Consider the following 13,661-nt stretch of genomic DNA (forward strand, 5'->3'; position numbering starts at 1 on the left):
CGTCTTCAGCCCAGCGCGAACTCGGGCCGCGGGCCGCCCACGCGCGGCAGGCCCATGATCTGGCGCGCCTCGGCCGGCGTGGCCACTTCCATGTCGAGCTCGCGGATCACGCGCACGATGCGCTCGGTGAGCTGCACGTTGGTGGCCAGCTCGCCGTGGCGGAAGTAGAGGTTGTCTTCCAGCCCCACGCGCGCATGGCCGCCCAGCAGCAGCGCCGCCACGTTGGCTTCGAGCTGCGACATGCCGATGCCGCTCACGCCGAAGATGGCGCCCTTGGGCAGCGTGTCGACCATCATCTGCAGGTTGCGCGGCGAGTACGGCATCGCGTTCTGGAAGTTGCGGTGCACGTTCATCACGAGGTTGATGAAGTAGGGCTCGTCGTCATGGCCTTCCTCGATCAGCGTGGTCGTGTCCTGCAGGATGTGCGTGGGGCTGAACACCTCCCACTCGGGCTTGATGCCGCGCGCCTTCATGCCGGAGGCCAGCTCGCGCCCGCGCGTGATGGGCGTGTCCATCAGGATCTGCTTGCCTTCGAAGCTCAGGTTGAGCGTGGTGGCGTCCAGCGTGCACATCTCGGCGCCGGCGTCCATGCCCTTGATGCGCTCTTCCCACGCGATCTCCCAGCGGTCGCCCGCCAGCGGCTTGACCATGTCGCCGTGCACGCCGCCGCCGGTGGAGTTGTTGAGCACGATGTCGCTGCCGAGCGCGCGGATGCGGCTGTTGATGTCGCGGTACACCTCGGCGTTGCAGGTGGCGCCGTCGTCGGGGCGGCGCGCGTGGATGGCCACCACGCTGGCGCCGGCGTTCCAGCAGCGCAGCACGTCGGCGGCGATCTCGGCGGGCTGGGTGGGGAGGTGGGGGTTCTGCGACTTGTGCGCCATGCCGCCGGTGGGGGCGATGGTCACGATCACTTTGCGCTTCGACATGCTCGGGGCTCCTGGGGTCGGTCGTTCGGTCAGTCAGTCAGGGGGGCGCGCCATTATTTTTTGTGATGCGTTCGTACTCAGTCATCGCGACGACATTCAGGGGCAGGGTTTACGCGGCGCCAGCCGCTAAAGTCGCCCCTGCGCCGTTGCGCACACAAGGAACCTCTCCATGAAATTTCTGCCCCTCGTGCTGGCCGCCGCGGCCGCGTTCACCACCCTCGGCGCTGCCGCGCAACCCGCGGGCCCCGCCACCTGCGACGCCAAGCGCGAGGCCATCGGCCGCGACATCGAGATGGCCCAGTCCAAGGGCCAGAAGCAGCGCGTGCGCGGGCTCGAAACGGCGCTGGCTGAAGTGAACCGCAACTGCACCGACGCCAAGCTGGCGGCCGAGCACCAGAAGCGCATCCGCGCCCAGGAGCGCAAGGTGGCCGAGCGCGAGCGCGACCTGCGCGCGGCGCAGGAGAAGGGACGCGCCAGCAAGATCGCCGACCGCGAGAAGAAGCTGCACGAGGCGCAGGCCGAGCTGCAGCAGCTCAAGGGCGCGCAGTAAACAAAAAAGACAGCATGCCCCCGACCAAGCCGGCGATCCCCGCGGCCTCCCTGACCATTCCCCAGCTGCTGCAGGGCTCGGCCTGGTTTCCGCTGCTCGACGTGGGCGCGGGCGAGCGCGTGCTCGACGAGATGCGCGAGGTCGAGGTGGCCGCCGGCGCCGCGCTGTGCCGGCGCGGCGACACGCCGCTGCACTGGTACGGCACGCTCGAAGGGCTGCTCAAGTGGTCGATCACCTCCAGCGACGGCCGCTCGGTCACGCTGGGCGGGCTGTCGGTGGGCAGCTGGTTCGGCGAAGGCACGCTGCTGCGCGCCGTGCCGCGCTCGGCCGACATCATTGCGCTGCGGCCCAGCCGCGTGGCGCAGCTGCCGCTGGAGACCTTCGAGTGGCTGCACCGCACGCAGCGCGGCTTCGATCACTTTTTGCTGCAGCAGATCAACGAGCGGCTGCACTGGTTCATGGGCAGCTACGCCGCGCACCGCCTGCTCGACGCCGACAGCCAGGTGGCGCGCGCGCTGGCCGGCCTGTTCCATCCCTGGCTGCACCCGGGCAGCGAGCCGCACCTGCAGACCTCGCAGGAAGAAATCGCCAACCTGTCGGGCGTGTCGCGCCAGCGCTGCAACGCGGCGCTGAACCGGCTGAAGGAGGCCGGGTTCCTGCACATCGAGTACGGCGGCATCACCGTGACCGACCTCGAAGGCTTGCGCCGCTTCATCCAGGAATGAACGCGCCGTTTCCTCTCCCCGAGGGGAGAGGAAACCGGGCCGCTCAGCGCTTGTGGTGCGACGCCGCCAGCTCGTACACCGGCGTGTCGATTCCTTCCATGCGCGCCTTCAGCTGCAGCGCCAGGAACTGCGAGTAGTGGCGCGACTGGTGCAGGTTGCCGCCGTGGAACCACAGCTGGGGCACCTGCGTCGGCTTCCACATGTTGCGCAGCTCGCCCTCCCACGGACCCGGGTCCTTCGGCGTGTCGGAGCCCAGGCCCCAGCACTTGCCGACCTTGTCGGCGGTCTCGGGCGAGATCAGGTCGGCCAGCCAGCCGTTCATCGAGCCGTAGCCCGTGGCGTACACCAGCAGGTCGGCCGGCAGCTCGGTGCCGTCGGTGAGCGTGACCGAGCGTTCGTTCACGCGCTCGATGTTCACGCCGCTCTTGAGGTGGATGCTGCCGTTGGCCACCAGCTCCGAGGCGCCCACGTCGATGTAGTAGCCCGAGCCGCGCCGCAGGTACTTCATGAACAGGCCCGAGCCGTCCACGCCGAAGTCGAGCAGGAAGCCGGCCTTCTCCAGCCGCGCGTACAGGTCGGCGTCGCGCTTCTTCATCTCCTCGTACACCGGGATGTGGAAGGTGTGCATGATCTTGTAGGGCACCGAGGCGAAGATCAGGTCGCCCTTGTGGTGGTCGATGCCGCTCTTCACCGCCTGCTCGGAATACAGCCCGCCCAGCGCCAGCTCCATGAGCGACTGCGACGGCGCGATGTGCGTGGACGAGCGCTGCACCATCGTCACGTCGGCACCGTGCTCCCACAGCGCGGCGCAGATGTCGTGCGCCGAGTTGTTCGAGCCCAGCACCACGCACTTCTTGCCCGCGTAGGCCTCGGGCCCCGGGTGCTGGCTGGAGTGGTGCTGGTCGCCCAGGAAGTTCTCGGCGCCCGCCACCTTCGGCACGTTCGGGTAGCCCGACACGCCGAGCGCGAACACCAGCTGCTTCGGGCGCAGCGTCACGGGCTTGCCCTCGCGCTCCACCTGCACCTCCCAGCGCTGCGTGGCCTCGTCGAAGCGCGCCTTGGTCGCGTTGGTGGAACTCCAGTAGTTGAGCTCCATGATCTTCGTGTACATCTCGAGCCAGTCGCCGATCTTGTCCTTGGGCGCGAACACCGGCCAGTCGTCGGGGAAGGGCATGTAGGGCAGGTGGTCGTACCAGACCGGGTCGTGCAGGCACAGCGACTTGTAGCGCTTGCGCCAGGAGTCGCCGGCCTTGGCATTGCGCTCCACGATGATCGTCGGCACGCCCAGCCGCCGCAGCCGCGCCCCCAGTGCGATACCGCCCTGGCCGCCGCCGATGATCACCACCTCGGGCTGCTCGGTGTAGCCCAGCGCGGCCTCTTCGTCGCGGCGCTTCTCGAGCCAGTTCTTGCGGCCCTTGTGCACGCCGTGCTCCGCACCCTTGATGCGGTTGTCGCCGGTCTTTTCCTCGAAGCCCTTCAGCTCGGTCATGGTGGTGAGCAGCGTCCAGGCCTTGCCATTGCGCAAGCGAAGGTGGCCGCGTCCGCGCGCCACGCGCGTCTCGAAGCCGAACCACGCATCGACCACGCCGTCGGCCTCGGTCGCCTCGCCTTCGAGCGCGAAGGCCGTGGGCTGCGTGTCGGCCAGGCGCGCCTGCAGCATCGCGCGGATGGCGCCCGCGCCTTCCTGCGTGCGGATGTTCCAGGTGAAGGCGACAAGGTCGCGCCAGTAGCTGTCGGCCTCGAACAGCGAGACGGCCGCATCGATGTCGCCGCGTGCGAGCGCGGCGGCGAAGTCGGCCAGCCATTGGGCGGCGGCCCGGGTGGGGCCGGTGGTCGGGTCTGTCATTGCATGTCTCCGTTGTGTCGTTGAACGAATCGAATCGCGGCGCGGCAAGGCGCACGCGAAGGGCGTGGCGCAGCTTTCGTGCCGTGCGGGGGGCGACGAAGAATCAAGGGGTTGGCGGCGGTTTTGTCGCAGGTGCCTGTCGCTGTCTCACCGAGACTGAGACGATGCATGAGAATTTGAACGACGTATAAAATTGGACGACGTTCAAATTCAAGGGCCCGCACCGTGACCGAACCCGATCCCCCCGGCCGCCGCGAGCGCCGGCGTAACCAGACGCTCGACCATGTCGCCGCCACCGCCATGCGCCTGTTCGAAACCCAGGGCTACGACGCGACGACGATGGAGCAGATCGCGCAGCAGTCCGACGTGGCCAAGGGCACGCTCTACAACCACTTCCCGACCAAGGAAGCGATCCTGGCGCACTGGGTGCACCTGGAGCTCGTGGTCGATGCGCAGCGCCTGCACGAGGCCATCGACCCGAAGGCCGGTTTCACGGCGCAGCTCACCGGCCTGCTCGACGCCTCGGCCGACTGGTCCGAGCGCTACCGGGCCTACCTGCTGGACTACTTCCGCTTTCGCTTCCTCAACATCGAGAGCGAACTCGGCGGCGGCGACCGCGGCACGCCGCGCGACCTCTCGGGGCTGTTCGAGGCGCTCATCGCCGCCGCCCAGCAGGCCGGCACGCTGCGCACCGACGTGTCGGCCGCGCACCTCGCGAGCCTGCTGCACCACCTGTACTTCGGCGCGCTGATGCGCTGGCTCACGCTGCCCGGCCTCGTGCTGCGCGACGAGTTCGCGGTGGTCGTCGAGCTCTTCGTCGGCGCGCGCGCACGGCCCCGAAGCCACCTGCTGCAAGGAGGCGCGCCCCATGAAACTCGCCGTGCTCACCTACGGCACCGAGGGCGACGCGCGCCCGCTCGCCGCGCTGTGCCGCGCGCTGGACGACGCGGGCCATGCGTCGGTGCTGCTGGCGGACGCCACCACGCTCGGCGCGGCCGAACGGCTCGGCGTGCGCTCGCTGGCGCTGGCCGGCGACATCCGGCAGGCGCTCGGCGGCGTCATCGCGCAGGGCGACAAGCCGGCGGCGGCCGCGAAGGCGCTCGCGGACATCGCCAATGCCAACGCCACGCCCTGGCTGCGCCAGACCGTCGAGGCCGCGCAGGGCTGCGACGCGATCGTCTGCGCGGGGCTCGCGGCCTTCGTGGGCCTGTCGGCGGCCGAGGCGCTGGGCGTGCCGGCCATCGGCGCGGGCATGTTCCCGCTCACGCCGACGGCTGCGTTCGCCTCGCCCTTTTGCCGCCGGCCCGCGTGCCGCGCTTCCTGAACCGCGCGAGCCACCACCTCGTCAACGGGCTGCTCTGGCGAGCCTTCCGGCCGGCCGTGAACGCCGCGCGCGCCGAGGTCTGCGGCCTGCCGCCGCGCCGTCGCCTGTGGACCACGCACCCCGCGCTCTACGGCTACTCGCCGAGCCTGCTGCCGCGCCCCGCCGACTGGCCGGCCAACGCCGCCGTGTGCGGCCAGTGGCTGGCGCCCGCGCCCGACTGGCAGCCGCCGGCCGCGCTGCGCGACTTCCTCGCGGCCGGCGAGGCGCCCGTCTACATCGGCTTCGGCAGCATGACGGGCTTCGACAAAGGCGCGGCTGCTCGCGGCCCTCGTCGACGGCATGGCCGGTCGGCGCGCGGTGCTGCATCCCGGATGGAGCGGCCTCGAAGTGGGGCAGCTGCCGCCGAACTTCCACGTCATCGGCGACACCCCGCACGACTGGCTCTTTCCGCGGATGGCGCTGGTGGTGCACCACGGCGGCTCGGGCACCAGCCACTCGGCCGCGCGCGCGGGCGTGCCGTCGGTGGTCGTGCCCTTCGCGGGCGACCAGGCGTTCTGGGCGCATCACCTCGCGCAGGCGGGTGTCGCGCCGCCCGCCGTGGCGGGTGCTCGGTTCAGCGCCGACGACCTGGCGCGCGGGCTCGCCTTCGCGCACGACCCGCAGGTGCGCGCACGGGCCGGGGCGCTGGGCGAACGCATGCGCGCGGAAGACGGCCTGGGCACGGCCGTGCGCGCGATCGAGCAGATCCTGAGGCGTTAGCCGCGCTGCGGCGCCACGATGCCGAAGCGCTTCATGTGGCGGTACGCGGTGGCGCGGCTGATGCCGAGCGCCTGTGCGGCCCGCGCCACATGCCAGCGGTGGCGCTGCAGCGCGTCGAGCAGGCGCGTGGCGTCGGCGGCGCTGTCTTCAGCGTCGACTATGGAAGGCATGGCGTCGCGGTGGTCGAGCGACGGACGATGCGGCGCCAGGCGCAGCTCCTCGGGCGTGATGCTCGCCCCCGTGCAGAGCGCCAGCGCCAGCCGCAGCACATTGCGCAACTCGCGCAGGTTGCCCGGCCAGTCATGCGCCATCAGCCGCAGCATCGCCGCCTCCGACAGCCGCGCCGTCGAGCCCATCGCCGCGGCCTCTTCATGGAACATCGCCTCGATCAGGTAGCGCCGGTCGCGCCGCGCGCGCAGCGGCGGCAGCTTCAGCACCGCGCCGCACAGGCGGTAGTACAGGTCCTCGCGAAAGCGCCCGGCCGCGACCAGCGCCGACAGGTCGCGGTGCGTGGCCGCCACCACCGCAAGGTCCACGCGCTGCGGCGACTCCGCGCCCAGCGGCAGCACCTCGCCTTCGGACAGCACGCGCAGCAGCCGCGTTTGCAGCGCCATCGGCATGTCGCCGATCTCGTCGAGAAAGAGCGTGCCGCGGTCGGCCTGTGCGATCAGCCCCTTCATGCCCTTGGCGCGGCCGCCCGTGAAGCTGCCGGGCGTGTAGCCGAAGAGCTCGCTCTCGATCAGCGAATCGGGAATGGCCGCGCAGTTCACCGCCACGAAGGGCAGCGCCGCACGCCGGCTCGCGCCGTGCAGCGCGCGCGCCAGCACCTCCTTGCCGCTGCCGGTCTCACCCTCGACCAGCACATGGATGCCGCGGTCCACCAGCCGGCGCGCCTGCGCGATCAGCTGCTGCATGGCGGGGTCGTCGTCGCCCGCGATGCGCTCGAGCGGCGGCAGGCGGTCCGAAGGTTGGGGCGCCGGCGATGTGGACGCAGTGACCGGCGAGCGCCGCAGGCGCGGCGCGATCAGCGAGGCGTGGTACTCGCCCCCACCGGGCAGCAGCACCGTGTGCGCAAACGGCAGCGCCGACGCGCCGCCGTTGCCCAGACGCCAGATCGCGTCCATCGGCAGGTGCAGCAGGTCCGACACGGCGCCGCCTAACAGTTGCTGGTGTCCCGGGAAGACCTCGCGCGCGCCCCCGTTGGCGCCCACCACCGTGCCGCCTTCGTCGAAGGCCAGCATGACTTCGCCCGCCACGTCGACCAGCCCGAAGGCACTGCCCAGCCGCAGGATCCAGTGGCCGCGAAAGTGCCGCAGGAAGTCGGCGTCCTCGATCATCCGCGCGTAGATCGACACCAGGTGCCGCACCAGGTGCTGGCTCTCGCGCGCCTCGGGCGAACGCAGGGCCGACACGTCGAGGATCGCCGTGAGCTTGCCGCTGTGGTCGAACAGCGGTGCCGTCGTGCAGGTGAGCGCGATGTGCGTGGCGTCGAAGTGCTCGGTCTGGTGGCAGGTCATCGGCTGGCGCTCGATGAGGCAGGTGCCCACGCCGCAGGTGCCGGCGTGCGCCTCGTTCCAGTCGGCGCCCAGGTACAGGCCGGCGCGGCGCAGCTGGTCGTCCCAGGCCGGGTTGCCGATGTAGTCCACCGTGATGCCCTCGGCGTCGGTCAGCAGCACCATGTAACCCAGCTCGGCCACGCGGCGGTAGATGTCCTCCATGCCTGCGCGCGCGGCGCGCAGGAAGTGCTCGAGCTGCTGCTGGTGCACGCGCACCTCCTGCGCCGGCAGGATGCGCGCGGGCGTCGGCCGCGACGGATCGAGCCCGTGGTCGCGCACGCAGCGTGCCCACGACTTGTGCACCAGGCTCGCCGCCGGATCGGCCCGCAGCGCCGTGCCGGTGGCGATCGAATAGACGTTGTCGATGTGGCGCGATTGCAGGGACGTCATGCGCAGCCTCGTGCGTGGGTGGGCGCGGCACGGGGAGGGGCTGCGCAGCCGGACATGATTCGGCTGTCGCGCTGTCGCAGGACAGAGGTGAAACCCGGTGGAACGGACGTGTTACTCCTCCTCACATCGAGGGCAATGCGGTCCGATCCGGCGCCATTGCTTCACTGCGGCGGCTTCGCACGGTCGGCCAGCCGCTTGCGGTACTCGGTGGTCGTCAGGCCCGCGAAGCCCCAGTCGTCGGTGTCGATCTCCTCGATCACGATGTGCGTCCATTCCGGCGGCTTCTTCAGCACCCGTTCGAGCGTTTCCGTGAACTCGGCAATGACCTGGGTTTTCTGTTCGCGCGTGACGCCGTCGCGGGTGATCTTCAGGTTGATGAAAGGCATGGTGTGCTCCTTGGGTGAATGACTGAGGTGATTACCACTTGCCGGTGCTCATGCCGCCATCCACGGGCAGCACGACGCCGGTCGTGAAATCGGCGCTCGTGAGGTAGAGCACCGCATCGGCGATCTCCTGCACGGTCGCGATGCGGCCGGCGGGCGCCAGGCCGTTGAGGAAGCCGTGCTGCTCGGGCGTGTACAGCGGCGTGTCCACGATGCCGGGTGCCACCGCATTCACCTTGACGTTGTGCGGTGCGAGTTCGAGCGCCAGCGCGCGCGTCGCGGCATTGATGCCGCCCTTGATCAGCACCGGCAACACGGCCGGCACCTGCTGGTTCGGCTGCAGCGCGATGCTCGCCGTGATGTTGACGATGTGTCCCTGGCGGCGCGCGACCATGTGCTTTGCCGCGGCCTGCGAGGCGTAGACGAAGCCCTTGAGGTTGGTGGCGACCATTTGCTCGAGGTCGTCTTCGGTGTAGTCGACGAAGGGCTTGGCGTTGAAGATGCCCGCGTTGTTGACGAGCACGTCGACCTGGCCGAAGCGCGCCACGGCGCGGTCGACGAGCTGCTGCGCCGTGTCGCGGCGGCCGATGTCGCCCGCGACGCCGAGAAGACGCGCCGGATTGCCGAGTTGCTTCGCGGCGGCTGCGAGCCGCTCTTCGGTGCGCGCATTCGCGACCACGTTGAAGCCGCGCGCGAGGTACGCCTGCGCAAGGCCCAGGCCGATGCCGCTCGAGGCGCCGGTGATGACCACGGTGGGGGATGAGTTGTCCTGCATGTCGGTTCTCCAGGGAAGTTGATGACGTGGGGAGAACTGTATTGATGACAGCGAAACAGATAAATCACTAGACTCGAACTTCACTTGATACACAAGGTAATCAATCCATGCAGCGGCAGTTCGGCGACATCCTCCTGGGCAGCATCGAGTTGTTCTGCCTCGCGGCGGAGAGCGGCGGCTTCACCTCGGCGGCACTCGCGGCCGGTGTGACGCCGGCGGCCGTGAGCCGATCGATCTCCCGGCTCGAGAAGCGGCTGGGATTGCGGCTTTTCGTGCGCACCACGCGCAGCGTGCGGCTCACCGACGCGGGCCGCTCCTACTTTGCACAGTGCCGACAGGCGCTGGCGCAGCTCGCCGAGGCCGAGCGCGAGGTGATGGGCCAGCAGGCACTGCCTTCGGGCACGCTGCGCATCAGCGTGCCGACCACCTACGGCCACCACCGCATCCTGCCCTTGCTGCCGGCGTTTCGCGAACGCTTTCCCGACATCCGGCTGCACGTGCACCTGAGCAACCGCAACATCGATTTCGTGGAAGAGGGCTACGACATGGCCGTGCGCGTGCGGGCCCAGCCCGACTCCACGCTGATCGCGCGGCACCTCGAGGATGCGGACCTGGTCGTGGTCGCCACGCGCAAATACCTGCGGAAGGCCGGCACGCCGCGCACGCTGGACGATCTCGCCGCGCACGAGTGCATCCAGTTCGAGCTGCCCAGCAGCGGCCGCCGCATTTCGTGGCTCTTCAAGGAGAACGGCAAGGACCGCGAAGTGTTCGCGGACGGCGCCTACAGCTGCTCCGACGACGTGCTCGGAGGCGTCACGCTCGCGAAAAGCGGCGCCGGGTTGTTCCAGACCTACCGCTTCGTCGTGGAGAAGGAATTGGCCGACGGTTCGCTCGTCGAGGTGCTGAAGCCCTTCGCGGGCCGTTCGCGGCCCTACACGCTGCTGTACCCGGACGGGCGCCACGTCCCGCTGCGCATGCGGGTGTTCATCGATTTCCTGATGGCGCAGCGGACCGGGTGACGCCCGCCACGCATGCTCACACGCCCAGCAGTTCCTCCAGCACCTGCGGCTCGGCCAGCAGATCGGCCGACGCCCCATGCCGCACGATCTGCCCCTTCTCCATCACCACCGCCAGGTCCGTGTGCGCGAGCACCTTGCGGTAGTCGCGGTCGACGATCAGCGTGGCGATGCCCGTCGCGCGGATCTCGCTGATCACGCGCCAGATCTCGGCCACGATCAGCGGCGCGAGGCCTTCGGTGGCTTCGTCGAGGATCAGCAGGCGCGGGTTGGTCATGAGCGCGCGGCCGATGGAGAGCATCTGCTGCTCGCCGCCCGACAGCTGCTGGCCGCCGTGCGAGAGCCGTTCCGACAGGCGCGGGAAGGTGGCCATCACGCGGTCGAAGGTCCAGGCGCGCTGGCCGTCGATGCCGGCGCGTTCGCTCATCACGAGGTTCTCGCGCACCGACAGGTTCGGGAAGATGCCGCGCCCCTCGGGCACGTAGCCGATGCCGAGGCGTGCCATCTTCTCGGGCGGCAGGCCGGTGACGGTGCGGCCGTCGACCTGCACTTCGCCGGAAGCCGGACGCACGTAGCCCATGATGGTGCGGATGAGCGTGGTCTTGCCCATGCCGTTGCGCCCGAGCAGGCCGACCGAGGTCGCCGCCGGAATGCCGGCGTGCACGCCGCGCAGGATGTGGCTGTTGCCGTAATACGTGTTGAGGTCGCGAACGATCAGCATCAGTGTTGCTCCTCGCCGAGGTAGGCCGTGCGCACCTCGGGGTTCTCGCGAATTTCTTGTGGGTTGCCCGTGGCGATGACAGTGCCGTTCACCATCACCGTGATGCGGTCGGCGATGCGGAACACGGCGTCCATGTCGTGTTCCACCAGCAAGATGGCGTGCGTGGCCTTCAGCCGCGCGAGCAGCGTGAGCATGCGGTCGGTCTCTTCCGCGCCCATGCCGGCGAGCGGTTCATCCAGCAGCAGCACGCGCGGGTGGGTGGCCAGGCACATCGCCACTTCGAGCTGGCGTTGCGCGCCGTGGCTCAGCGTGCCGGCGACGCGCCGGGCTTCGGCCGTGAGGCCGGCGGCTTCCAGCGCCGCATCGGCCGAGGCATTGCTGGTGGCGCAGCGCTGCGACGACTGCCAGATCGCCCACGGTTTTGCCGTGGCGGCCTGCGCGGCGAGGCGGCAGTTCTCGTGCACCGTGAACTCCGGGAAGATGGTGGTGCGCTGGTAGCTGCGGCCCACGCCGTCGCGGGCGCGGCGCGACTGCGCGCGCGCGGTGATGTCCACGCCGTCCAGGGCGATGCGGCCCTCGGAGGCCTCGATCTCGCCCGAGAGCATGTTGATGAGCGTCGACTTGCCGGCGCCGTTGGTGCCGATCACCGCATGCACCTCGCCGATGTGCAGGTCGAGCGTGACGGCGTTGACGGCGGTGAGGCCGCCGAAGCGGCGCGTGAGCTTGTCCACGGACAGCAGTGCGGTGGTCATGCGCCTCCCTTCGGCGACAGGCGCTGCACCAGGCCGATCAGGCCCTTGGGCAGCAGCGCCACGAACACGATGATGGCGATGCCCAGCGTGAGCTGCCAGTGGTCGGCCAGCGGGCCCATCACGGCGTGGGTGGAGAAGATTTCCTTCAGCAGCGTGAAGGCCACGGCGCCGATCACCGCGCCGCGCAGGTGGCCGAGGCCGCCCAGGATCACCATCAGCAGCACCTCGCCGGAGTTGTGCCAGGCCATCAGCTCGGGGTTGACCACGCCGTCGCGCGAGGCCAGCAGAAAGCCCGCGAGCCCGGCCAGCGCGCCCGCGAGCACGAAGGCCGCGAGCTTGTAGCCGTACACCGCGAAGCCCGCCGCGCGCATGCGCTGCTCGTTCACGCGGATGCCCGCGAGCGCCGCGCCGAAGCGCGAGCGGCGGATGAGCGCCAGCAGGCCGTAGGTGAACACCAGCGCCGCCAGCACCACGTAGAACAGCACCGTGCGGTTCTCCATGTCGAGCGCGCCGAGGGCGGGGCGCACGTACAGGTAGATGCCGTCGCTGCCGCCGCCGACCTTGGTGTCGTGGAACACGAAGAAGGCCATCTGCGCAAAGGCCAGCGTGACCATGATGAAGTACACGCCGCGCGTGCGCAGGCTCAGTGCGCCCACGAACAGCGCATACAGCGCCGCCGCGCCCATCGACAGCACCAGCAGCACCGCGAAGTTGCCGCCCTCGTTGCCCGAGGCCAGCACCGTGACGTACGCACCGATGCCGTAGAAGGCCGCATGGCCCAGGCTCACGAGCCCGGTCATGCCCACCAGCAGCTCCAGGCTGAGCGCGAAGATCGACAGGATCATCACCTTGACGATGAAGTCCGATGCGTAGTTGCCCAGCAGCGGGCCGGCCACGCCGAGCGCGATGGCGCACAGCACGGGCACGATGAAGGCACCACGCCGCGGCGACGAAGGTGCGGATGCAACCACCGGGCTCATGGCCGCCTCCCCATCAAGCCTTCGGGCTTCCAGATCAGCACGATGGCCATCAAGAGGTAGATGCCGATGCCCGCCAGGTCGGCGAAGAACACCTTGCCGAAGGTGTCGACGAAGCCCACCAGCAGCGAGGCCACGAGCGCCCCGGTGATCGAGCCGATGCCGCCGATCACCACCAGCACGAAGCAGATGATGAGCACGCTCGCGCCCATGTTCGGGTACACCGAGGACATCGGCGCGGCGATCATGCCGGCCAGTGCCGCCAGCGCCACGCCGGCCGCGAACACGATGCGGTACAGCCGCTTCACGTCGATGCCCAGGCCGCGCACCATGTCGCGGTTGCTGGCGCCGGCGCGGATCATCATGCCCAGGCGCGTGCGGTTCACCACGTAGTACAGGCCCACGGCCAGCACGATGCAGGCGGCCGAGGCAAACAGGCGATACCACGGGTAGCTCATGACGTTGCCCAGCGCGAAGCTGCCGTCCAGCCACGCGGGCACCTTCACGCCGTGCACGTCGTTGCCCACGAAGATGGAGCGCAGTTCCTCGAACACCAGGATGAGCCCGTAGGTCATGAGCACCTGCTGCAGGTGGTCGCGCTGGTAGAGGTAGCTGAAGAAGGCCCACTCCAGCACGTAGCCGAAGATCGCGGCCAGCACCACGCCGGCCACCAGCATCAGCAAAAACTGGTCGCCGAACAGCGGCGCCAGCGAGAACGCCATGTAGGCGCCGATCATGTAGAAGCTCCCGTGGGCGAGGTTGATGACGCCCATGATCCCGAAGATCAGCGTCAGCCCCGAGGCCACGAGAAAGAGCAGCAGGCCGTACTGAACGGAGTTCAGGCACTGCACCAAGAAGGTTCCGAAATCCACCGTGTGATCCCAGTTGGTTGTGGTTGCCGCAAGGCGGCTCGCAGCCCCGTGAAATGGATCGGGGCCGCGAGGGAACGAGAGAGAACCGA

Annotated in this window: 12 protein-coding genes and 1 pseudogene; 4 read left to right on the top strand and 9 right to left on the bottom strand. The window is 69.5% G+C overall.

Annotated elements, in window-relative coordinates; translation table 11 throughout:
* Positions 1–5: 5 nt before the first annotated feature.
* Positions 6–926 (bottom strand): 3-keto-5-aminohexanoate cleavage protein, encoded by a 921-nt coding sequence (locus tag FFI97_RS29125; RefSeq protein ID WP_139704749.1) that lies wholly within the window; start codon positions 924–926, stop codon positions 6–8.
* Between the two features lie 169 nt (positions 927–1,095).
* Here FFI97_RS29125 and FFI97_RS29130 point away from each other — a divergent pair, with 169 nt between their 5' ends.
* Both FFI97_RS29130 and FFI97_RS29135 read left to right on the top strand, forming a co-directional pair.
* Complete coding sequence (locus FFI97_RS29130) at positions 1,096–1,476, top strand: DUF1090 domain-containing protein (RefSeq protein ID WP_139704751.1); 381 nt, start codon at positions 1,096–1,098, stop codon at positions 1,474–1,476.
* A 14-nt stretch (positions 1,477–1,490) separates the two neighbouring features.
* The gene (locus FFI97_RS29135; RefSeq protein ID WP_070061409.1) at positions 1,491–2,201 is read left to right on the top strand and encodes a Crp/Fnr family transcriptional regulator; all 711 of its coding nucleotides are present in this window, start codon (positions 1,491–1,493) and stop codon (positions 2,199–2,201) included.
* A gap of 43 nt (positions 2,202–2,244) precedes the next feature.
* Here FFI97_RS29135 and FFI97_RS29140 read toward each other — a convergent pair whose 3' ends face one another.
* Positions 2,245–4,047: an NAD(P)/FAD-dependent oxidoreductase gene (locus tag FFI97_RS29140; RefSeq protein ID WP_139704753.1), complete on the bottom strand. Its 1,803-nt coding sequence runs from the start codon at positions 4,045–4,047 to the stop codon at positions 2,245–2,247.
* Between the two features lie 868 nt (positions 4,048–4,915).
* Between FFI97_RS29140 and FFI97_RS29150 the strand changes: the two are divergent.
* A pseudogene (locus FFI97_RS29150) lies at positions 4,916–6,130 on the top strand (glycosyltransferase).
* Here the strand turns inward: FFI97_RS29150 and FFI97_RS29155 are convergent.
* From FFI97_RS29155 to FFI97_RS29165, 3 genes are all read right to left on the bottom strand, one after another.
* Positions 6,127–8,076 carry a sigma-54-dependent Fis family transcriptional regulator gene (locus tag FFI97_RS29155; protein ID WP_139703451.1) on the bottom strand — a complete coding sequence of 650 codons (1,950 nt, stop codon included), beginning with the start codon at positions 8,074–8,076 and terminating at the stop codon, positions 6,127–6,129. The pseudogene FFI97_RS29150 and the gene FFI97_RS29155 overlap by 4 nt on opposite strands.
* Positions 8,077–8,237: 161 nt before the next feature.
* Complete coding sequence (locus FFI97_RS29160) at positions 8,238–8,462, bottom strand: tautomerase family protein (RefSeq protein ID WP_139703453.1); 225 nt, start codon at positions 8,460–8,462, stop codon at positions 8,238–8,240.
* A 31-nt stretch (positions 8,463–8,493) separates the two neighbouring features.
* Complete coding sequence (locus FFI97_RS29165) at positions 8,494–9,234, bottom strand: SDR family NAD(P)-dependent oxidoreductase (RefSeq protein WP_139703454.1); 741 nt, start codon at positions 9,232–9,234, stop codon at positions 8,494–8,496.
* 107 nt (positions 9,235–9,341) lie between these two features.
* Between FFI97_RS29165 and FFI97_RS29170 the strand changes: the two genes are divergently transcribed.
* A complete protein-coding gene (locus FFI97_RS29170; RefSeq protein ID WP_139703456.1) occupies positions 9,342–10,253 on the top strand; it encodes a LysR family transcriptional regulator in 912 nt (303 codons plus the stop codon).
* Between the two features lie 16 nt (positions 10,254–10,269).
* Here FFI97_RS29170 and FFI97_RS29175 read toward each other — a convergent pair whose 3' ends face one another.
* From FFI97_RS29175 to FFI97_RS29190, 4 genes are read right to left on the bottom strand one after another with little or no spacing between them, the layout of a single operon-like run.
* Positions 10,270–10,971, bottom strand: coding sequence for an ABC transporter ATP-binding protein (locus FFI97_RS29175; protein WP_139703457.1), 702 nt, complete (start codon positions 10,969–10,971; stop codon positions 10,270–10,272).
* Positions 10,971–11,723 carry an ABC transporter ATP-binding protein gene (locus tag FFI97_RS29180; RefSeq protein ID WP_095743073.1) on the bottom strand — a complete coding sequence of 251 codons (753 nt, stop codon included), beginning with the start codon at positions 11,721–11,723 and terminating at the stop codon, positions 10,971–10,973. Before FFI97_RS29180 ends, FFI97_RS29175 begins: the two co-directional genes overlap by 1 nt.
* Positions 11,720–12,703, bottom strand: coding sequence for a branched-chain amino acid ABC transporter permease (locus tag FFI97_RS29185; protein WP_095743074.1), 984 nt, complete (start codon positions 12,701–12,703; stop codon positions 11,720–11,722). The genes FFI97_RS29180 and FFI97_RS29185 overlap by 4 nt, the downstream gene beginning before the upstream one ends.
* Positions 12,700–13,572, bottom strand: coding sequence for a branched-chain amino acid ABC transporter permease (locus FFI97_RS29190; protein WP_062470301.1), 873 nt, complete (start codon positions 13,570–13,572; stop codon positions 12,700–12,702). Before FFI97_RS29190 ends, FFI97_RS29185 begins: the two co-directional genes overlap by 4 nt.
* Positions 13,573–13,661 lie beyond the last annotated feature (89 nt).

The sequence above is a fragment of the Variovorax sp. KBS0712 genome, from assembly GCF_006323185.2.
GTDB lineage: Bacteria > Pseudomonadota > Gammaproteobacteria > Burkholderiales > Burkholderiaceae_C > Variovorax > Variovorax boronicumulans.

Bases quoted from the DNA above. Each gene is read 5' to 3' on its own strand.
- FFI97_RS29165 (WP_139703454.1), bottom strand. From the start codon at position 9,234: ATGCAGGACAACTCATCCCCCACCGTGGTCATCACCGGCGCCTCGAGC.
- FFI97_RS29160 (WP_139703453.1), bottom strand. From the start codon at position 8,462: ATGCCTTTCATCAACCTGAAGATCACCCGCGACGGCGTCACGCGCGAA.
- FFI97_RS29140 (WP_139704753.1), bottom strand. From the start codon at position 4,047: ATGACAGACCCGACCACCGGCCCCACCCGGGCCGCCGCCCAATGGCTG.
- FFI97_RS29135 (WP_070061409.1), top strand. From the start codon at position 1,491: ATGCCCCCGACCAAGCCGGCGATCCCCGCGGCCTCCCTGACCATTCCC.
- FFI97_RS29170 (WP_139703456.1), top strand. From the start codon at position 9,342: ATGCAGCGGCAGTTCGGCGACATCCTCCTGGGCAGCATCGAGTTGTTC.
- FFI97_RS29180 (WP_095743073.1), bottom strand. From the start codon at position 11,723: ATGACCACCGCACTGCTGTCCGTGGACAAGCTCACGCGCCGCTTCGGC.
- FFI97_RS29185 (WP_095743074.1), bottom strand. From the start codon at position 12,703: ATGAGCCCGGTGGTTGCATCCGCACCTTCGTCGCCGCGGCGTGGTGCC.
- FFI97_RS29175 (WP_139703457.1), bottom strand. From the start codon at position 10,971: ATGCTGATCGTTCGCGACCTCAACACGTATTACGGCAACAGCCACATC.
- FFI97_RS29125 (WP_139704749.1), bottom strand. From the start codon at position 926: ATGTCGAAGCGCAAAGTGATCGTGACCATCGCCCCCACCGGCGGCATG.
- FFI97_RS29155 (WP_139703451.1), bottom strand. From the start codon at position 8,076: ATGACGTCCCTGCAATCGCGCCACATCGACAACGTCTATTCGATCGCC.
- FFI97_RS29130 (WP_139704751.1), top strand. From the start codon at position 1,096: ATGAAATTTCTGCCCCTCGTGCTGGCCGCCGCGGCCGCGTTCACCACC.